The organism is Cytobacillus sp. IB215665 (assembly GCF_033963835.1).
GTDB lineage: Bacteria > Bacillota > Bacilli > Bacillales > SM2101 > Nanhaiella.
This window is the reverse complement of the sequence record NZ_JAXBME010000031.1, coordinates 1-21,183: the sequence shown is the minus strand read 5'-3', so window position 1 is coordinate 21,183 and position 21,183 is coordinate 1. Positions and strand designations below refer to the sequence as shown.

Annotated in this window: 21 protein-coding genes; 10 read left to right on the top strand and 11 right to left on the bottom strand. The window is 35.0% G+C overall.

The window, feature by feature from the left end; all coding sequences use genetic code 11:
• Positions 1–355: 355 nt before the first annotated feature.
• Both rsgA and SLH52_RS22640 read left to right on the top strand, forming a co-directional pair.
• Positions 356–1,480, top strand: a complete 1,125-nt coding sequence (gene rsgA, locus SLH52_RS22645) for a ribosome small subunit-dependent GTPase A (protein WP_320211467.1) — start codon at positions 356–358, stop codon at positions 1,478–1,480.
• On the top strand, positions 1,477–2,493 hold the full coding sequence (locus tag SLH52_RS22640; RefSeq protein ID WP_320211476.1) for an aminoglycoside phosphotransferase family protein: 1,017 nt from the start codon (positions 1,477–1,479) through the stop codon (positions 2,491–2,493). Before rsgA ends, SLH52_RS22640 begins: the two co-directional genes overlap by 4 nt.
• 752 nt (positions 2,494–3,245) lie before the next feature.
• Here the strand turns inward: SLH52_RS22640 and SLH52_RS22635 are convergent.
• From SLH52_RS22635 to SLH52_RS22610, 6 genes are all read right to left on the bottom strand, one after another.
• Positions 3,246–4,424 carry a hypothetical protein gene (locus SLH52_RS22635; protein ID WP_320211466.1) on the bottom strand — a complete coding sequence of 393 codons (1,179 nt, stop codon included), beginning with the start codon at positions 4,422–4,424 and terminating at the stop codon, positions 3,246–3,248.
• Positions 4,425–4,693: 269 nt separating this feature from the next.
• Complete coding sequence (locus SLH52_RS22630) at positions 4,694–5,020, bottom strand: hypothetical protein (RefSeq protein ID WP_320211465.1); 327 nt, start codon at positions 5,018–5,020, stop codon at positions 4,694–4,696.
• A gap of 118 nt (positions 5,021–5,138) precedes the next feature.
• A complete protein-coding gene (locus SLH52_RS22625) occupies positions 5,139–6,749 on the bottom strand; it encodes a Kelch repeat-containing protein (protein ID WP_320211464.1) in 1,611 nt (536 codons plus the stop codon).
• Positions 6,750–7,430: 681 nt separating this feature from the next.
• The gene (locus tag SLH52_RS22620; protein ID WP_320211463.1) at positions 7,431–7,940 is read right to left on the bottom strand and encodes a GNAT family N-acetyltransferase; all 510 of its coding nucleotides are present in this window, start codon (positions 7,938–7,940) and stop codon (positions 7,431–7,433) included.
• Between the two features lie 1,830 nt (positions 7,941–9,770).
• Entirely contained in the window at positions 9,771–10,421 is a 651-nt protein-coding gene (locus SLH52_RS22615; protein WP_320211462.1) for a peptidase inhibitor family I36 protein, read from the bottom strand.
• A gap of 1,227 nt (positions 10,422–11,648) precedes the next feature.
• Positions 11,649–12,137, bottom strand: a complete 489-nt coding sequence (locus tag SLH52_RS22610) for a hypothetical protein (protein WP_320211461.1) — start codon at positions 12,135–12,137, stop codon at positions 11,649–11,651.
• A 122-nt stretch (positions 12,138–12,259) separates the two neighbouring features.
• Between SLH52_RS22610 and SLH52_RS22605 the strand changes: the two genes are divergently transcribed.
• Entirely contained in the window at positions 12,260–12,487 is a 228-nt protein-coding gene (locus tag SLH52_RS22605) for a helix-turn-helix transcriptional regulator (RefSeq protein WP_320211460.1), read from the top strand.
• A gap of 309 nt (positions 12,488–12,796) precedes the next feature.
• Here SLH52_RS22605 and SLH52_RS22600 read toward each other — a convergent pair whose 3' ends face one another.
• Complete coding sequence (locus tag SLH52_RS22600) at positions 12,797–13,348, bottom strand: hypothetical protein (RefSeq protein WP_320211459.1); 552 nt, start codon at positions 13,346–13,348, stop codon at positions 12,797–12,799.
• Between the two features lie 294 nt (positions 13,349–13,642).
• Here SLH52_RS22600 and SLH52_RS22595 point away from each other — a divergent pair, with 294 nt between their 5' ends.
• Both SLH52_RS22595 and SLH52_RS22590 read left to right on the top strand, forming a co-directional pair.
• Entirely contained in the window at positions 13,643–13,801 is a 159-nt protein-coding gene (locus tag SLH52_RS22595) for a hypothetical protein (RefSeq protein ID WP_320211458.1), read from the top strand.
• Between the two features lie 11 nt (positions 13,802–13,812).
• Entirely contained in the window at positions 13,813–14,133 is a 321-nt protein-coding gene (locus tag SLH52_RS22590) for a hypothetical protein (protein WP_320211457.1), read from the top strand.
• 190 nt (positions 14,134–14,323) lie between these two features.
• On the opposite strand, the gene SLH52_RS22585 is transcribed toward SLH52_RS22590, so the two are convergent.
• From SLH52_RS22585 to SLH52_RS22570, 4 genes are all read right to left on the bottom strand, one after another.
• On the bottom strand, positions 14,324–14,413 hold the full coding sequence (locus tag SLH52_RS22585; RefSeq protein ID WP_250886775.1) for a putative holin-like toxin: 90 nt from the start codon (positions 14,411–14,413) through the stop codon (positions 14,324–14,326).
• 316 nt (positions 14,414–14,729) lie between these two features.
• Positions 14,730–15,155, bottom strand: a complete 426-nt coding sequence (locus tag SLH52_RS22580; protein ID WP_320211475.1) for a cytidine deaminase — start codon at positions 15,153–15,155, stop codon at positions 14,730–14,732.
• Between the two features lie 188 nt (positions 15,156–15,343).
• Positions 15,344–15,472, bottom strand: a complete 129-nt coding sequence (locus SLH52_RS22575) for a hypothetical protein (RefSeq protein WP_320211456.1) — start codon at positions 15,470–15,472, stop codon at positions 15,344–15,346.
• Positions 15,473–16,062: 590 nt separating this feature from the next.
• Positions 16,063–16,611 (bottom strand): hypothetical protein, encoded by a 549-nt coding sequence (locus SLH52_RS22570; RefSeq protein ID WP_320211455.1) that lies wholly within the window; start codon positions 16,609–16,611, stop codon positions 16,063–16,065.
• A 776-nt stretch (positions 16,612–17,387) separates the two neighbouring features.
• On the opposite strand from SLH52_RS22570, the gene SLH52_RS22565 reads away from it, so the two are divergent.
• The 5 genes from SLH52_RS22565 to SLH52_RS22545 all read left to right on the top strand — a co-directional run bounded on the left by SLH52_RS22565 (position 17,388) and on the right by SLH52_RS22545 (position 21,101).
• Complete coding sequence (locus SLH52_RS22565) at positions 17,388–18,233, top strand: hypothetical protein (protein WP_320211454.1); 846 nt, start codon at positions 17,388–17,390, stop codon at positions 18,231–18,233.
• Between the two features lie 573 nt (positions 18,234–18,806).
• A complete protein-coding gene (locus SLH52_RS22560) occupies positions 18,807–19,097 on the top strand; it encodes a hypothetical protein (RefSeq protein ID WP_320211453.1) in 291 nt (96 codons plus the stop codon).
• A 479-nt stretch (positions 19,098–19,576) separates the two neighbouring features.
• Positions 19,577–19,831: a hypothetical protein gene (locus SLH52_RS22555; protein ID WP_320211452.1), complete on the top strand. Its 255-nt coding sequence runs from the start codon at positions 19,577–19,579 to the stop codon at positions 19,829–19,831.
• Positions 19,832–20,027: 196 nt separating this feature from the next.
• Complete coding sequence (locus SLH52_RS22550) at positions 20,028–20,252, top strand: hypothetical protein (protein WP_320211451.1); 225 nt, start codon at positions 20,028–20,030, stop codon at positions 20,250–20,252.
• Between the two features lie 51 nt (positions 20,253–20,303).
• Complete coding sequence (locus tag SLH52_RS22545) at positions 20,304–21,101, top strand: beta-propeller fold lactonase family protein (RefSeq protein ID WP_320211450.1); 798 nt, start codon at positions 20,304–20,306, stop codon at positions 21,099–21,101.
• The last annotated feature ends 82 nt before the right edge of the window (positions 21,102–21,183 follow it).

The window sequence follows — 21,183 nt, the reverse complement described above, 5'->3', positions numbered from 1 at the left end:
AATTTACCTCAACGACAGGATCGACGGTGAAGGCCGGCACATTCTGCACCGTCATGCCCAGACGGAAAATATTGCCTTTTTTCTTATAACGGGTTATTCTATAGACAGCTTAGTGATAAGCAAGTTCCTGACACGAAGGGAGATGTTTTTTAATGGCAACTACTAATATGGTGATTTGGTCTTAAACTGAATAGTAGGCATACGGGAAAAAACGGGAAAATGCCCGTATTATTTTGTATGCCATTTTTTAAAGTAACCTTTCGTGAATATTGCTGTTTGCGTGATACGATGAAGGTCGTATCTTTTATGCGTCCTAATGCCGCGCGACAGCAGCTTCTTTAGAGGCTGCTTGTCCGTGGCATTTTTGCGTCCAAAAAAAACAACATTAAAGGAGCTAACAAAAACCATGATTGATTTAAAAACCTATGGCTACACAGAAATAGAAGCAATTCCCGACGAATTATTGCCAGGCAGGGTGATTGAACTTCAGCGCGAGCGCCTCACTGTTGTGACCGAGCACGGCGAAATAACGGCAGTACTTAAAGGAACGTTCTATCACAGCGCGGAAGCGCGTGTAGACTTTCCGTGTGTCGGTGACTTTGTCTTGTTGCACTATAACGAGAACGGAGATTCTCTCATCGTTACGGTTCTGCCCCGCCGATCTAAATTCTCGCGTGCGGATTACTCAGGGCATGCTGTAGGCTATGCCAAAACCATAAGGGAGCAGATCGTTGCAACCAACTTTGACTATGTATTCATCCTCTCTTCTCTGAATTGGGACTTCAACGTCTCACGTATCGTCCGGTACCTGACACAAGCCAGGAAAAGTAGCGGCCGGCCGATCGTCATTTTGACCAAAATTGATCTCGTGGAAGACTACAATTCCGCGCTCACAGAAGTTACACAAAGCATCCCTGATGTTCCTGTTCACGCAATCTGCAGTCATACAGGTGCAGGGCTAAATGAACTCAATCCCTACTTGATGCCTGGTAAAACAGTCGTCTTTCTCGGCATGTCCGGCGTCGGTAAATCGTCTCTGCTCAATGCATTGATGGAACAGGATGTAATGAAGATTCAGGCGATTCGGGAGGATGATAGCCGTGGACGACATACGACAACTCACCGTCAGCTGTTCATGCTCCCCTCTGGTGCGATGGTCATCGATACGCCGGGTATGCGTGAGCTTGGGCTATTTGAAGCCGATGCAGGTATACGCGCCAGCTTTACCGATGTGGAGGAATGGTTCCTGAAATGCCGATTTAAGGATTGCCGTCATCAGACCGAGCCGGGCTGTGCCGTTCTTGCTGCACTTGCTGATGGTTCGTTGCCACTTGAAAGGTGGAAGCAATATATTGCCCAGCAGCGTGAGAACAAGTATGTCCAAGGTAAAACGGGCTACCCCATCGACAAGAGGGCTCGAAATAAAAGGATCACCACGCAGAACAAGCAAACGAAGAGAAACGGAGGGTGGAAGAAATGATTATTAAATTCGAAACGCTGATCAATGCCTTAAGCCGACAGTTCAAGAAGGATATCATCTATGCCGACTGCCAAACTACGCAATTACAGGGCGGAACGGTGGGAAATGTGTACCTAATAACGGGGATCGCTGAAACCGCGGATGGTGAAAAATTGCCATACCGTATCGTGCTAAAAATTCAGAAAAAATGGGAGCGTTACAGAGATCCAGGTTCATGGCGACGGGAATATGATCTATATGCGTCCGACTTGGGTGCAACGTTCTCGGATGCCTTCCGCTGGCCGACATGTAATCACTCCGAGATCAATGCGGATGAAAATGAATTTCAGCTATGGCTGGAATATATCGATGGTGTAACAGGTTTAGACTTGGCCGGTGAGATGTATGAACAGGCTGCGCTAGAGTTAGGACGCTATCAAGGCAAACTGTATTTGGAGCAACCCGCTGTATTGCAGAGCCTGAACAACCTGAGCCATGCAGATCTCATGAAGAATACGTATCTCCATTACCGGTCATGGCCGGTCGTCTACAATTATATACGCTCGGAAGACTGCGAATTGCCGCAACACTTACGGCAAATGCTCATCGACATCGATAACCACGCAGACGAGATACTAGCCCGCATAGAAAGACTGCCCCTCGTGCTTTGCCACCGGGACTTCTGGGTGACCAACCTGATCTATGCCGAGAGGAAAATCGTGCTCATTGATTGGGACACATCCGGATGGGGTTACTTGGGAGAAGATCTCGCAAGCCTGATTGCTGATGAATCGGATATCAATCACATGGTCGAATACTACCAGCGATGCGTCCCTGCGTATTATAAAGGATTTTCGCAGTATGTGGATGTATCCCATATCGCTGATAATTGCGTCTATGAGATGATCCTTCTCATATTCGGGTACAGACTTGTGGAGTCGTATCTCTACGCAGAGGATGATGACGAGAAGACAAATCAAGTCCTTACGCTCCAAAAAGTCTATGAAATGAAGGCGATCCCTGTGCAGCGTTGACTCTAAAAAAGAAACTCCAAAAACCCTAGAATATAGTGGGTTTTTTGGAGTTTCTTTCATTAATCTCACTCGATCGTCGCAGGCGGCTTGCTCGTGATGTCCTAGACGCCGCAGGGCATTCGGTGATTCACAAGTGCGATCAAAACTTAAAATTTCTTCCCCTTTTTCTGTATATTTTTTTATCCTAAATGTTTAACCTAATCACTCATTCTCAGTAAGTAGGGCTGGCTTTGGAATTTGGCAGTCTTAGTCCCACATTCTCTAAAAGATACAAGCATCATAATTTCTTCGTGGATTAGATTTTGGTTCTAGGAAGTCTGCTCCCCAAGCATTGGCTGCATTTTTACGATGAATAAGCGATAGGATTTGATCACCAGTTAGGTGCTCATTAGCACGGAAAAAACTCAATATCTCTAGTACGTTGAATTATACTTTTAAGTATCCAATTTAACTACCAGGTCTTATTCCATTAAATGGCCCAATTCAGGAATAAGAAAGGACATTACATATTAGTCATAAAATATGTAATGTCCCTTAATTTATCTATCTTTTTTAATTTAGGTCTTGATAAAGCCTTAACCAAAGGAGAATACCTTCGCATCTTTTTGTGAACATCGCGAATTTATTTCATTCTACAATATCCACTGAATAGACTATAAAACTATAATTTTATTAGCCACCTGTTGGTATAGTGTCATTAAACTAAAACATCTTATAGTATCACTTCGCACATTATGGGTATAAGTTATAATTTAATCTCCTGGAATTGGATCACCAGCACTCGCATCTGCAGGAAATATTACTTTTTGTAGAGTAGCTTGATCGGTCCCCTTACCCCCGTTCCCCAGCTGACCATAATCGTTCCTTCCCCACGTTAGAACCGTTCCATCACTTGTTAGCACCGCTGTGTAAGAATTCCCTGCCGCTACTTGTTCGATAAGGACACCTTCGGGAATTGACATTACTGTAGGACTAACTAGATTAGTTTCTATATTCCCAGCTCCAAGCTCACCATAAAGGTTCAATCCCCAAGTAAACACTGTTCCATCACTTGCTAATGCCATTGTGAAGCAAACTCCTCCCGCTACTTGTTCAATGGTGGCTCCTCCGGGAATCGCGATTGGGATGGGACTAGCTTCAATAGTTCCCATAGTCCCGTCTCCCAGTTCGCCGTCATCGTTAGATCCCCAAGTAAACACCGTTCCATCACTTGCTATTGCTATTTTGTGAGAGGCTCCTGCCTCTATTTGTTCGATGGTGGCTCCTCCAGGAAATGGGATCGCTGTAGGACTAGCTTGAGTATCCGAACCTACCCAATTTCCTTTACTGATCATTCCCCAAGTAAACACCGTTCCATCACTTGCTAGCGCCATTGATTGGCGAGATCGTGCCGCAATTTGTTCGATGGTGGCTCCTCCTGGGAACGTGATCGTTGTCGGACTAAGTTGATTCGTTCCCCATCCGCTATTCCCGTCTCCCAACTCACCCTGTCTGTTATCTCCCCAAGTAAATACCGTTCCATCACTTGCCAATGCTATTGTGTGACTGCTCCCTGCCGCTACTTGTTTAATGGTGACTCCGCTGGGGAACGTGATAGCTGCCGGACTAAGTTGATTCGTTCCCCATCCGCTATTCCCGTCTCCTAACTGTCCATCTTGGTTATTTCCCCAAGTAAACACCGTTCCATCACTTGCTAACGCTATTGTGTGAGACATTCCTGTAGCTACTTGTTTGATGGGAACGTCTCCGAGAAACGTGATCGCTGTAGGACTATCTTGATCTGTCTTACTTCCATCTCCTAGCTGACCCTCATGGTTCAACCCCCAAGTAAACACTGTTCCATCATTTGCTAACGCTACCGAATGGTCATATCCAAGTGAAATTTGTTTAATACCAGATAATTTATCTCCAGCCCCTATTTTCTTTTTCATCGTATATTCCTCCGAAATATTGATTAATTTCTGTAATTAGTACATTAAAATACTTCCTTCAGAATTCTTTTATGAATTTTTAGCTTTTTGTCATAAACATATATACGTGACCAAGGACTATAATTCCTAACAAAGGCCACTCAAACACATACATAGTGTTTATACCTTCTTGCTTTAGCTAGATTCTAAAAATTAATAGTCAATTTGCCTATCATGACCTTCTTTTTAATAGATTCTTAATCTATTTTTATTTAGTTTCATAGCATTTTTCAGATTTTATCACCTATTTCCCCAAAACTAATAATCGAAGTAAGTTTTGCTGATTCTTTAAAGTTAAATGTTGGTTTATTGTTAACTGTTAATTCTATACCTTTTTGCAGATCCAGTGGTAAAACACAAATTCTCTGTACTTGATTAATATTAATTACCTTATCATAAAATAATCCGCCTTCTTCTTTTAAGGCCTTAACATTATAACTATCACTACTGGCATGCACCTTATGATTTACCTTACAATAAATTAGTTCACCAATAGTTGTTTTAATTAATACAATTTGTCCTTTATAGTAATCAAGGGAATTAGTCATATTCTCCATAATTTCACCTGCCTACATATCAATGTATTTTCATGCTTTAATGTTAGTTTATTTAGAAACCTGAATATCACTTGTGTTTACTAAAAAAGCCTCATTTATGAGGCTTTACAAGGTTAATTTAATTAGCAACTGCAAACATTAATACAGAATCAAAAATAATGTAATCAGTTTTTCTTCCGTCACTAGTAGTATCAATTGCAAATATTGCTGAACCTTCTTCTCTATTTGCTTTACTTTCATACCAATCTATAAAATCATTTACTGTTGTCATTGAGACAACATATTCTTTTTCTACGCCAGTAACCAATGTTATTGTTAATATTGCTCTATCTTTGTCTTCAATACCACTAGCTTCAGGAGTTGCATATGTTTCGTTGGAATATTCACTTTCGCCTATTAAATTTACTGCTGTTATAACATAATAATAAGTAGTATCATTTTCTACGTTTGTGTCTATAAAACTTATATCTTGAACTTCATCATCTAGTATTTCGTATTCCAAATCTGATGTTGTAGTGCGTCTTACGATATAATAGTCTGCATCTGCAACTTCATCCCATGTAAGAGTTACTTGTGAATCTTCAGCAGTTGCTACTAGGTTGGTGGGATTTGTTATAACTGGTATATCATAATTTGGTGTATAAACTTCTACTGAATTATGATATGAATCCCAACCATCTCCTCCACCAATTGCATAGATTTTCCCGTCTGTGGTTGCAACTCCTATTCCATCTCTATTTGTAACCAAACTCGTCTTTATTTCCCACGTGTCTGTTTCCGGATCATATTCTTCAACAGCATCTAAAGATTCAAAAAAAGATTTCAAGCCTCCAATTGCATAGATTTTCTCATTAACTGTTACAATTTCAAATTGGTATCTATTTGTAGGCATACTCGCTTTTGTTTCCCACGTGTTTGTTTGGGGATCATATTCTTCAACTGTACCTAAAGATCCCTCGGTATTATTATTATAGCCTCCAATTGCGTAAATTTTACTATCTACTGTTACAGCTTCTAATAAGGCTCTATTTGTAGGCATACTCGCTTTTGTTTCCCACGTGTCTGTTTCCGGATCATATTCTTCAACAGTAGCTAAAAATTCCTCGGTAGTAGTATTATAGCCTCCAATTGTATAAACTTTACCATCTACTGTTACAACTTCTAAGGTAGCTCTATTTGTAGGCATACTCGCTTTTGTTTCCCACGTGTCAGTTTCCGGATCATATTCTTCAACTGTATCTAAAGATTCCTGTGTAGTAGTATCATAGCCTCCAATTGTATAAATTTTACCATCTACTGTTACAACTTCTAAGGCGGCTCTATTTGTAGGCATACTCGCTTTTGTTTTCCACGTGTTTGTCTCCGGATCATATTCTTCAACAGCATCCGAATTTTCTAAGGTTGAATGAAAGCCTCCAATTGCATAGATTTTCTCATTTACTGTTACTATTTCAAATCCGTATCTATTTGTAGGCATACTCGCTTTTGTTTCCCATGTGTTTGTTTCCGGATCATATTCTTCAACAGTACCTAACACTCCGGCATTATTAAAGCCTCCAATTGTATAAATTTTACCATTAACTATTTCGACCCCAAAAGCCATTCTTTCAGTAGGCATTTTAGAAACAGTGTCCCAGCTTCCTTCAGCAAAGGCAGGTAGCAATGATACTGATAACGACATTGTTATTGCTATGACTAACGACATAAGTAATTTTTTAGTTAATTTCATTTTAATAAATTACTCTCCTATAATTAATTTGTATAACAATAGAATAATTCCTAAGGTGTGAATTGGGAGTATTGATAGATTTGTTCCCTCTTTGATCAAAGACATTTCTTTAATAATTGCAACTAATAGACTCATTATTATCATTTTAGTTGATCAATAAAATTGATTTTAAGTAATTATATAAATACTATTGAATCTTCTGAAATATTTATTTTACAGAAAGTTATATTGTTTATCATAAGAATGTTTTGAAAATTAAACATGTGGCTTAAGTCATTTATGATTGTGACTTAAGTAATAAATTTTTAAGCTATTTGTCGTATATCGTAGATTAGCTTATTTAATATAAAGCTGTAAAAGTATTTTAAGTCAGATCCATCTATTAATATACCATAATATCCCTTTATAAATGTGTAATCTAATATGAATACTATCAACCATAATGTCCATTGTGATTGATAGTATTGATAAAATTTTTTCCTTCTTTAGCTACTTTCAGAGCTTTTGTTAGGTTGATTGCTTGGTCAATACTTGTTAAAGCCTGTTGACCATAATATTTCATTGCACTATCTAGAGAAAAATAAGCTAATAGGTCTTCCGCGTCATCTTCAGTAATCGACCTTAATGGTAATCGTTCCTTTCTAGTTCTCTCATCCGACGTTCCTCCTACAACTCTATCTTTTACGATGATTTGATTAATCCACCTGGTCGGAACCGAGCCATCGTGATTTCATCAACGAACTTTCCATATTGAATGATCGTTCCCTTAAGTACTCCCTCTTTTACAAAGCCTGCTCGCTCATATAGTTTATACGCTCGATCATTTCCTGCCACAACGGTTAATTCTAATCGCTCAACTAACAACCAATTATCTGCTAAATCAATGAGTTTTTCCATTAACCTGCGGCCAATTCCCTTTCCATGGTGCTCTTGGTCTATCATTAGAGAAAGACCCGCAATATGCCCTCTTCGTTCCTTGTTTCTTGTTAGGCCTGCAAACCCCACAACAACTCCATTCTCTTCGGCAACAAATTGGTGTTGGTTCTCTCCTAAGTTTTGAAGGTGCTGCTCAAAATCTTGGAATCTCATACTTGGGGTTGCAATGATGGTTGGCAAAACACTCTCCTGGGTCATGATTGTAACAATTCTTTCTGCATCTTTTGGTTGTACTGCTCGAATCAGTATGGTCATAATGCATAGCTCCCCTTTTCATTTCTATAATATTTACGACACATAAGTAAAAAAACTTCATTTGTTAATATATTTTAATTTTCAAACAATAATATACTTAACCAATCTTCTTCTCAAATTGCTAATACTCAAATAAGGACGCCCAAGCTTCCATATAAGTGAGTACACTAAAGCAAATTCAATCAGATGGGGCTAATAGTAAAATAAAGAAAGTTGTGCTTCATCCACTTTACACTAATTTTTGAGATTACGTGGTTTCAATAGACCTTTTTCATATGAAGTCCCAAATAGTCCCATCAAACTTCCACTTGAAAAGCCACGAATAAAGTAAACGTCAAATAACCCAGAAAATAAGACTAAGTTTGTTACTGGGTTACTTTTTATTTGGTTCACTTTTTTTCGGAACTCGACAAATCGAAGGGAGACTCGTTGACCAAGGTAAGACTCTATCAATTTCTTCTTTATTGGTTATATCCATCTTGGGAAGTGTTTCAACCAAATAATGAAGTTAATGATAAGGGCTCAACCCTATTTCTTTTGCGGCTTCAACCACACTATACATAATGGCACTACCACCTTTATTTAAAGTTATGAAATTAAGCTTCCTATTCCTTCTTGATTCGTTCTTTTTTCATAGAAAAACTGCCTTCATCTAGAATGTAAGGAAATTATCTCATTGTGTATATTTTGACGCTTACAAATATCGTTTGAATCGCAACACATTCTAATTTTCTAAACATAGACTCTTCCTCCCAAAAATGTTATATTTCTTTACAAAATAAAATATATCATCTAATCACGTCAAGTAATGTCGTAATTATTATTATGACATCTCATCTTTGATAAATTTTTGCTAGCTACATACAGGTTGAGCTATTCCAAAAAAAAAGCCTAATTTCTCATATGAGAAATTAGGCTATAATACTTCTATTAATTGAAAGTTTGTTTTTATCATTATAGGGTGGATTCGCTGTAAATAAGAAAAGTACTATACATACACTTAATTTACATGTAATATGCACCTATTGAGGAATCAATATCTTCCTACTAATAAGGCATGTTTTTTACCAATTTCAATCCATTTCATTTTCCGTTCATTTATAGAAGCTTCCGTATTTGCGTAAACAAAGTGTTGGGATTCATCAACTGCTGCTCTGTATGGCATAGCATATAGGGCACGGCATGTCGATACTAATAGTGAGGGTTTTACTGTTCTGAGCATAATTCTTATACTAATTTTTTATACGATTGTAAACATAGTCACTTAACGAAAATTTAAGTTGCTTCTTTAACCATTAAATTGTAGGAATCTATAAACCTTTTCAAAGCTAATTGGGAGTTAACCGCTTATAGCCAAACTAAGGAATAAAATTGTTTCTTATATTTTTGGGTTAATTAGCTTGGATAATAGAGAATTACCTCGTTTGTCTTGAAAAAGAGGAAAACAATACTAGAACAAAAAAAACTAGTGATGCCATAATCATTGACATCTTAAAATTAAGAACAATTAATTCCCAACCGTTTTTAACCATCTTATAAATCAAATAGCCAATTGAACCTAAAAGCAAGGCTTTTACTCCTTTATCAATTGCCTGATCATTACCCCAAAAAATAGTTTTTCCTAAATAGTACATCACGAAAAAAAGAATAATAACAGCAATTATAATTAATTGAAAAATCCTTCTAGGTATGCCGGCTATAGCATATATAATCTGAAACCGTCTCTTTTTTCTATTTTATACATAATTATACCCTTTAAAGATTTTCTTGCTTTCTCTAAAGGGTACAGGTTTGTTTTTATTGATAATCTCAATTTTTCTCCTAATTACCTTACAGTTCTTCTACCCATATTGAGGTTATCGTGTCATTACCTATGATAAAATGTTTTAATTCTTCCGCTTCTAAATATGTCACACTTCTTACAGTGACACTTGCTCCTGAAAAAGTATCTTGATAGAATGTTACTCTGTAAGAACCATTGATATAAAAAGAGCTAGCTTCATTATTGAAATCAAAATCTTTTAAATCATATAGACCTGGACCAAATCTGTAATGGTCTCCTTCAAAATCATTATCTTCAAATAAATGAAGTCCTCCGTCGTTCTTAGGAAGTTTGTAAATCGTAATAGACGATGCATTATCATTGTCTATTTTATAATCTGAGATATCATCTACACTACTATCAAAATATGAACTGGTATTTGTCCAATCATCATCTTCATAAAGCACTACTGCGTAGTCACCAACAATTCTTAAAGAGCTTAATTCATCATTAAAGTCATAATCATCATCTAAATTATATTCTCCAGGAGATGAAAAATATAATACATCTCCTTCAAAATCATAATCTTCATAAAGATAGATTCCAGGCAAGGGTGCTGCTTCTGATCCTGGTTCTGCCGCTTCTGCTTGCATAAATCCGTCTAGAAATAAAACCATAGAAAAAACTAAAAAAAGATTTAAAATTCCTTTTTTCTTCATCTTTCTTCATCTCCTTATGCATAAATTCATGTAGCTCTCATTTTAATTGAAAATACCTACTCTTTAAACTAATTCATTTAAGCTATGTAAGCTGTCTATATGCTACAATATTTTATATCCAATTGGAAAACCCCTAATAGAGGCTTGACACTTCATTCATATACAAAAGCACTATCAATACTTCATTATTCGACAATTGTTGATATTTGGCATAAATATATTTATATTTTATTGTTAAAACTTACTATTACTATTGTTAAATAATAAAGCAATAAATTAAATTGGGGGTAGGCGGAGGTGGTTCCAAAAAGGAGATATACAAACATATATATTTTCCTTTAGGTAAGATTTAATTATTTTTCATTTTGGTAAGCAAACTGAAAAAATGACTCAAATTAGAAGGCTTCCTAGAATTAGTTATCTCCTTCTTTTCCCAGAGGACGAAGTAAAACGGACTCGTCCTACATTTCTATTTTTTCTCTGTAGTTACAGACTAGTTTTTTTTCACTACGATCAATAGTATGTACCCAATACGTATGAACAGAATTGCATTTATACAATACTATTTTTATTTACGTAAGTATGTAACTTTACCGGAAAAATCACCTATTGGAGTTGATACCCAAAATCCAGCAGTTCTTAATGTCCTCCTCTTTAAATAAGGATAATTTTCAATTGTTCAATTATCACTATCTTATAACTTAATATCAATTATTTTAAATTGTTATCATTCAGCCAATCCTTATTCCAGTGTATCTCCCTAAGATAAATAAGACGCTTATCTATATTTCAGATGAACGCCAGATTGTGGAAAATACTATGAAATCTATTTCTTAATATTGTTCATCTTTTTTCTACATGTTCTAATTCATCTAACATGTTGTCTGTCACAGAGCTAATTTGGTAGATATTCTCTCTTACTCTCTACCCAATAATTATAGATAACATTTGATCACTCTTAAAAACAACACCAATTACATTTTCTTATAACTCCGCAAACTCCTTATCCATGTAGTTTAAGTCCAGTTAGCTTAATATTTCTTTTGGGATATCCCAAATAAAATAATACTTCGAATATTTCGCGTTTCAATGGTGATGGTTACTCTATCTTTCTTAAATACAAGTCCCGAACCCACCTGCTCCTTAAATTCCCACCCATTAGTTTTCATAAATTCTTTAACCATACCTAATGGATACTTTCTGTGGTCATGTAGTCAGTTCCTATCTCTAAAAACCCAATGCAACTAATACCAGAATACCAATAGCTTTAAAAGCATCCTTTTCTTCTTTACTGAAAAACGAGTCAACAACTTCATAAGTGTTTGTACCTTTAACCTTCATTAGCTTAAACGAGCGTGATTTTATTTCTCCGTTTGTATTTCTGACTCTTCCTGTTCCGATTGGAATCTGCCTAACTCGTCTCGATTTCGTTCGCTCGATCTTCGTTTTCACTTCGGCTTTTGATCCAAGATTTTTCTCAATACATCTCTCTCTTGTCGTGTTAACATTGACGTCTTTCCCCCTCTTCTTGTTGTCTTTGTCCATAACTGGATAAAATCCTGTTCCCACATGAGGAGGGGGAAGAGGGACGTCTGCTTTCATAAGCTGCTTAATTGTGTTATTAAATGTGTTCGAAAAAGCTGCAGTGAATAATGCAATTTGATTGCTGTCAAGGTCTGTAGCTTGAAAAAGGGCATCTACATAGTTCCGATACATATCATCGTATCTGACGGTCTATACATAAGACGTCCCTACCTCCGTAAATAGACGTCCTTCCCTTTTCATTTGGACGCCCTTCTTCTCATGTTGATTTAAGCCATTTAAAAGGAGGTAATCGTATGTTTGGGTTGGGAAAACCCCGATCAAAATTTGGGAAACTTTTAGATAAAAATAGTATTACTCAAGAAGATTTAGTTAGAAAAAGTGGTGTGAATAGAGGGACGATTAGTAGACTTTGTCAAGGTAATGCTTTTAATCCGTCCATGAAAAATGGAACTAAAATCATAAATGCGTTAAGAACACTTACTGGTAAGAGAATTGATTATGATGATTTTTGGAGCATATAAGAAGGTCTGTAATCGCTACAGTCCTTAGAAGTTTGTATACACAACTCAACTTGAGTTTAATAAAATCCATCTTAGCAATAACTTTTTATACAAGAAATTTCGGAAATAAATTCAACTTGTATAAAAAGAACTTTGGTGAATCAACAATTTATAAAACCATGTATATTTGATAAAATTCTTATTCTCTAAAATGTTGTTATATCAACGATTATAAAAACTGTGTTGGTTCCTACAGCTGCTATTATGTAAACTAAAATTGAATAGGCTATACATGGATATTCAAAATAAGCTGACGTTTTAAACGTCAGCTTATGGTGATGGAAATCTTGCAGCTTCAAAGTTTGTTCCCTCACCTGTATTCAGAATATTCCCATCTACTGAACTTCTAAAAGTTACTGTTACATTATCTCCAGCTTGCAATTGAACTATTGTGCATAAGCTACTAGGATGCTGCACAATTATTCCACCAATATAAGCACTACTAGTTTGAGCTACTCGAGAAAGATTAACGAAAATTTCTATATTAGTCGAATGGTCTATAGCAGTATCGTCAGGTAGAAATAGCACATTTGCACAAATCGAGTAAACACCAGATTGACTTGGGGTAAAGGTCGAAGAACCAGGAGCATACTCATTATTTAGATCAAATATCTCACTAGGATAATTCACCCTAACAGATACGGTACCATTTATAATTTGGGAAGCAATATTATTTTCAGCTCTAAATGCTGATTGAGGATCCGATAATCCGGGTGTACCCATTGGTCCTTGTGGTCCTTGCGGTCCCTGTTTACCGGGTGGTCCCTGCGGTCCTTGTGGTGGTGGTGGAACGACTCTACATTTACAATCTTTTTCTTTCATTTTTATTTTCACCTTCTATAATTGTTTTACTTTATATTTATGGATATTATCTATAGAAGGTTGGACTATCATATATAAAGTGACAAAAATGAGTAAGAGCCTATATTAATACAAAAAAGGACTGTTTCCAGCCCTTAGTAACCTTTATAATCAATGACACCCCTATACTAATCAATTTCTCTATACCAGTGAATAATGCTAGATTGCTATAGTCAGACCCAAATGATTAATAAACATTAAACTAATAAATAGAAGGAGTCGTATAATGTTATACTAACAACATGGGGGAATATTATGAAAAATACTGCTCCTACTTTCCTAACATTAATTATTTTTTTATTTGGCTGCGTAGGGAATTCAGAAGAAAAAACACCAGTGCATAACAGAACATACCTACAAATTGCAGTAGTGGGCAATGGGAAATTACCTGAATTGTTACGTATACTAGTATAGAAATAGAATCATTGGTTGATGATAATGAAGACTATGATGGGTTATTTATTACTCTAGATGCATTCTCAGAAGCTGATAAGGAGAAATATGTTTCGTTTTTTAATAGTGTAAGTTATCCAGTGTATTTCTTTAATATCCAGGGATACAAATATAATGCATTTGTTAAAGAAAATGTAAGCTTAAAAATAATAGAAACAAAAAACAGTCCTTATGTGCAAGAGTTCAAGAATAAAGGTGACGGTGAGAGAACAACCTGGGGGGTTTATTTGGAGGAATCTGAAGAAAATATTATAAAAGATTTAATGTTAAGAATATTCGATACAATAGAATGATTTTTTTAGTCAATTGTACATTTCCCAAAATATATGATATTCTAATCATAGACAAGCAGTAACTGCATACAATAAGAAAGACCGCAAGTGCTCCAACACTCACGGTCATACAATAGACGATTCCAAGAGGATCGGCTGATATATTAGGAAATAGACCACCAATCGCTCCCGCTAAAGAGTTAAGGGTGGTCTATTTTTTGTCGTTTTTATTAAAAGACAGTACCGAAATGATCAGCCCGCAAAATGCAATTGCCAACATCAACGCTTCAAATACCGTCATACGCCTCACCCCCTTTCAGGGAATGAAGCCGACCACCCTTAGAAATCCGCTATTGTATTCCAATTATACCATAGTTGCCCATATTGACGAAGTTTGCTGTGACAGTACATCTAGGAATCGTGGCATCTTTTCTGCTTTAAATCAGAACAAAATTGACTGAATTTTTTCCGCCTTAGTAACCTCAATAATCATTGAGTTTACTAAAATATCCTGGTTTTAAACAATATTGATCAAAACATCAAGAAAGGCGCTCTCAGTATTATTACTGAATAGCGCCATTATGTTGAAGATGACACATCCATATTATGGTTATCATTCATTGGTTGAAAAAGTCATCATCCTTGTATGCGTGAGACCAATGAAAAGGTTGTATTTCTTCCAATGATTTAAAACGCAATTTGTTATCATTATCTATATCAGATATTGCTACTTTGACTTCTCTTCCCCAATAATACAATCTCTCTTGACATATACCGCAAGGAGTTAGGATCTTAAATTCTTTATTTTCATCATCTCTTACAACACAAATGGAATGAGTAACTTTTACATTTAATTTATGTGCTTCTAATATAGCACCTGTTTCTATACATAACTCTGTTGAAGCGTTAACAATTTCTGGTGCAACACTTGTCAATATTTGTCCATCATCAGTATACATTGCTGCAGCACCACCCCAACCAGTAGGATATCTTAGTTTAATAAGCTCTATTGATGCTTGATACAACTTTTGTTCAATATTTATTTTTCTCTCTCCTTTTTTCTTCTAAATTAATTTTATCATCTATTATATTATACTTCGTTATTGGACCAAATGAAAAACGCATATCTTGTTTTCTTGTCATCGTGCCAGTTTAATACATTTTGTGTTCTCCTGATTTGTTGGAGAAAAAAATTGTTCTACACAATTTCTATTTAGTCTCATAGCATTTTTCAGATATTATCACCTATTTCTCCAAAACTATCAATCGATTTAAGTTTTGATGAGTCTTCAAAATTAAATGTTGGTTTATAGTTAACTGTTAATTCTATACCTTTTTGCAGACCCAGTGGTAAAACCATATTCTCTCTACTTGATTAAGATTAATAACCTTATCATAAATAAGCCTCCACTTTATAACTCTCACTACTGGTATGCATCTTATGATTTACCTTGCAATAAATTAATTCACCAATAGTTGTTTTAATTAGAACAATTTGTCCTTTTTAGTAATCAAAGTAATTAGTCATATTCTCCATAATTTCACCTGCCTACTTATCAATATTTTTTATGCACTAACCTCAATATCACTTGTGTTTCTTTAATAGCTAACCCTTAAGGTAGTCCAGATAGCTTTGACTACCTTTTTGCGCCAGATTGTGAAATAAGGTAAGGTAGATTATTATTAAACACAGCTTAATTTATGTTTGATAATACCCTCATTTAGCAACAACGTTTAATAATTTTACTTTTGTTAAAAGGAATCATGATATATGAATAATGTATAAAATCATGCATACTCATTACATTTAAACTTTAAAAGAGTGGTTTTATATCAACATTTGTATAAAGACATTGACTGGGTTCAAATTATGTAAACTAGATTTGAATTTGGGATACAAGTCTATGTAAAAGCACTCTTTCTTGTTTTGTTAGAGTGCCTCATTATTTATTAAGTGTATCTTATTATAGTCATAACTGCTTTTATATATGCTGGACTGTTAACTACAGTTACTGCCTCAACTGAAATTTCATCACCAGCTGTTAGATTTTGAAGTATAGTAGTTGATGCAACACGATCATCTGTCGTATTACTAATACCATCACTCCGATTATTAGTTTCGGATTTATCAAGGAGACCTAAAAAATTCGAATTCACCTCAAATATCACCCCATCCTCTGGATCTAATCCTACATTTATAGCATATGATATTTGATAAACCCCTGTAGCAGGAATCATAATGGAGGTTCCTCCCCCTGTAACCTCAAAACCACCTTGACATGGTCCTTCGCTATCAAATAGGACAGTATCACCAGAGGATGGAAATATCGTCATAGCATTGCGATTACGGAAAATTTCACAAAAACCTAACGCACTACCAGGCATCCCCGGAATTCCCATTGGTCCTTGAATTCCTTGTGGCCCCTGTTTCCCCGGCGGTCCTTGTGGCCCTGAAGGTGGTGGAGGAACAACTCTACATTTACAACCTTTGTCTTTCATTAGTCAATTTCACCTCCTACAGTTATATATACTTTATATTTATGATCCTTTTCTATAGAAGGTTGGACTAACATTCTTAGTGTGATTAAAATGTACTGAAGTCTATGTTAATATGGGGCAAAGAGAGTTAATTTCTGATATACAGCAAAACACATTTAACTTTAAAGACCGTTTGAGAGGGGAAAAGTTACTAATAACTTTTCAATTAGAGAGCTAAACACACGTGAGGAAATTATGAGTCTTTTCCAGTAATAAATCAGTTAAGAACAAACTTGACAGAAGAAAGTTACCTCAGATTATTTCAAGATACTTTTAAAACGCTTAAATTTATCCCATGCTATTGGTGCTAAAAACCTAAAGACCTTAATAATAAAACATTTCCACCTACATTTATTGCAATTAGATCATAAATTGAACATCACCACCATAAGCAATAGTAATTTTTAAAAAAAGGTTAATGGTTGATTTAAGGAGGATAGCATTTATTGAACGAAAAACATTTTTAATATCAAATTATACCTTACTGGGAATGGACATAGTGTCAGAAACGACTATACATATGTATAACACAAATAGAAACCTTATAATCTCCTTTTACATTTAGCTTGTTATTTCAAAGCTCAAAGTAAATTTCGGAGTCATCTTTAGTTTTAAATAGAGGAAAGAACAAACTTACACAATAATAATAGAACCTTGTAAAGGGAAGGATAAAGGGGGTAAAATTATTCATCTTGCCAAATACAAAATAACTAATATTTGAAAAGGAGTTACGATTAATGGATCCATTTTCTCAAACAAAAGATAATCATTTAGCTTTAACACAATATTATCGATGGTATCAGGTGTATGAGATGCCTTTTAATAAGGCTCGTATTGATAATCAATTAGATATTTTAGCAAGTGATATCGAAATCTCCGCACAATCAGGGACTTCTACAGGGAAAGATAATATAGAAGAGCGATTGATGATGTATGAAGGATGGCAAAATGCTCATCATGTTAAACATACCCAAGTAAATCGTTTGGATAACAATTACTTGTCATTAGAGGCAGATATACTTTATCAAAACATACGCCCCGATAAAAGTCGCTATAGTTATACAATTCATTATTCCACTGTCTTAAGGCTCAGAGACAATGATCTCCCTCTGTTCACAAAAGTCAAAATAGAGCCTATAGAAACTATTGAGGATCCACAATTTTCATCTGCTTATGGGGAAAATCGAGCAAAATCATTTATGCATTATTGGCTATATTTAATAGAAACAGTAAATGTTAATAAAAATAAATTTGATGAACTTTTAGCTAATCAATTTGAATTAGATTTAAGTTCGACTTCAAAGATTGTGAATAACAACCAATTTAAGGAATGGTTAGAATCAATTGAACAACAAGTGAAAAATAGTGCCCACTATCCAAAAAATTTCTCTGTTCGGGAAAATGCCGATCAAACACTACATGTTTCTGTTGATTTTGACTGGGAAGGTATATCATTGGATGACACCCCTTTGATTGCAGAAACCCATCATGAGTGGATACTTGACAATCACCCAGATGAACGTTTTCCGCGTATAAAAAGCATGAAGGTTACTCAAAAAACGCCTTTTCAAACCAAAGAATAAATAGTTCTGGTGCAAATAAAATATAAATAAAAAAATCCATCCACTATTTTTTCCTCAGGGCCATATAGGAGGAAAAATAAGAAAAAGGTCAGACGATCACGCAATTGATTTTCTTACCTTTTTTATATTTCCAGCTCTATTGTCCTACAATCCGTTTCTATAAAGAATGATTCCAATAAGAGCGACTATACTAAATATTTTCTTATGCAAGACAAATACCCCTTGTTTTATTGTACATTGTAATACGAATATGTCACGAAAAGGTGCTATATTTTTCTTTCAACTCAATCTAAGTCATAATGAATGGAAATTTGTTCTTCAATCGATACATTTGTTAACAAAAATTAGACAACTTCTGTAACCATCCTCCTATGAAAGAGAGATAATACAATGACTTTTGGCATCTCTCTTTAGAATTATTTATATTCCCAAAAGTGAGTAGTATATTCTTTTACTTTTAATGGAACTGTACTGCCTTGGTATTTTTATTTATTATTTTTGTAGTTTTATCATCTTTAATTTGCAATAAAAGAATTTCTTGTTAATATCTGAATAAGGGAGAGATTGTAAAATATGAGTACTTTTATCGTTTTTCTAGTTGTAATAGTTATTATTATTTTTATTTCAGTTTTGCTTTACAGTTTAATCAAGAATAAATCAAAAAACCTTATGAAATATATACCTTCTATTGTTTCTGCATTAAGTATTGTTTTGGTTTATTTAAAAATGTCATTTATATCGCAAGGATATGAACCAATTACTGATATGGTTGTGATCATTGTTCTGTCAATTATATTGGGATTTTCCTTGTTGGGTGCAGTTCTAATAGATATTTTGAATTGCAGAAAAGACATTTCAAAATAAAATGCTAAAATTAGCCTCTATTTAGAGTCTTTTTCTAAGAATATCTTGACACGTTTGCTCCCCTCTCATATTAAGGATCATTAAATTGAACAAAGTCATCCTCCCAAAAACAATTACAACAAATTTATATGTTCGAGGGGTTCTTCATCTAAGGTTTTTTAACAGAAACATAGACAAGTATTTTTCAATACATATCCCTTTTCATCATATAAATCCCCTTTTTCAAAATTCTCTTATCTTCCTAAATAACTCCTTAATAAATTTTAACAACATCTATTAATTTTATTATTCAACAATAGGTGAAAGTAAAATGTTTTACATTTAGTTTGATAAATCTCTCATTCTTTTATCTTCTGAACATCCCCCTATCAAACACAATCTATCTTGTGTTTACTAAAGTATCTTTTTGTAATTTCTAAGATGCATACAATAGTTCTAAATCAGCAAACATGGTATAATCACCCAGAAGGAGTGATACAATGTCAAATGAATTAGACTACAAAAATATTAAAAAACTTAACATAAAACACCTTAATGCCTCTAAATCATATTCATTTATTTTTATGGTGTTTTTTACATTTATTATTATCATTTCTCCTGTTGATTTTTTAGAATGGCTAGGATATAACTCCATAACAAATGAGAGTTCTCTTGTTATAACTCTAGTTTTATTGTTTGGATCAATTGCAACATGGCTTACTTCAACAATTGCTTTAGCAAATGTTAAAGAGTAGGAATATTTCTTATTGTTTACAATAAAACTGATATCTAACTGTTTTTCCATATACTTTTCCATTTGAACACTCAATCTATATCTCTCTTTCTCCTTATAACTTAAAACAATGGACAGAGCTATCATTAAGTCTACTAATCATTTTTCCCATCTCTTCTCATATACTTAAATATCTATATTGTAAAGGTGGTAAGTGGATGGGGTTCGCATATGTTTCAAATATTAACTCAAGGGATGTATCGGTTATTGATACAAAAAACCATTCTGTTGTAGCTACTGCTAGAGTAGATGGATTCCCACAATCCATTGCCCTCTCGCCTGATGACAAATTAGTTTATGTTGTCTTTCAAAATGCAATATCAAATTCTTTTGGCATTAAAGCCATTGATACAAAAACCCATTATTGCTACAATTCAGGATAGTAATATTCCATTCAAAGTTGTTTTTTACCAAATGGTAATCTTGCTTATACATTGGATTTTACATTCAGGAATGTTTCGGTTATTGATACTAAGACTCACTCCATTATTGCTAATGTTTTAGTCGGAGATAACCCCTCAGCCAGCCCACAAAATATTGCTATTTCTCCAAATGGGCTATTAGCCTATGTTACGAATTTTGGAAGTCAATTCCAACCTGGTAATACAGTTTCTGTTATCGATACCAAGACGCATGCTGTTATTGCGACTATTTTGGTTGAAGATAACCCATCTAGAATCGCATTTACCCCTGATAGTAAAATAGCTTATGTTCTAAATAATGGGAACTCTAATTTTCCTGGTAATACAGTTTCTGTCATTGACGCCAAAACTCACTCTGTTATTGCTACTGTCCAAGTTGGAAGGTTTCCAATAGCTATATCAATTACACCTGATGGGAAATTAGCGTATATTCTTAACTTATTAGATGGCTTATCAGTAGTTGATACTAAGACTCACTCTGTTATTGCTACTATACTACCAATTGGCAGTGATCCTTTATCTGTATCCATTTCTCCTGATGGGAAGTTAGCGTACGTATCTGATCGGTTTGTAAATACAGGTAACATCACTGTCATTGATACAAAAACTCACTCCATTATTACCAGAATCCCTGTTGGAAATATTCAGCCACATAATATAGCCTTTACTCCTGATGGAAAATTGGTATATGTGACAAACTTTGATGGTAATAGCGTATCTGTTTTTGATACAAAAACACATTCCGTTATCTCCACTGTAAGAGTTGGTCTAAGCCCTCTCGATGTTGTTATCTCATCTAAATATCTGTGATCAAAGACAAGAACCCCTTGTACCGTTATCCATAGGAACACCCACTATGACAAATTCAGTATCAGTATTTAATAAAGGGGAC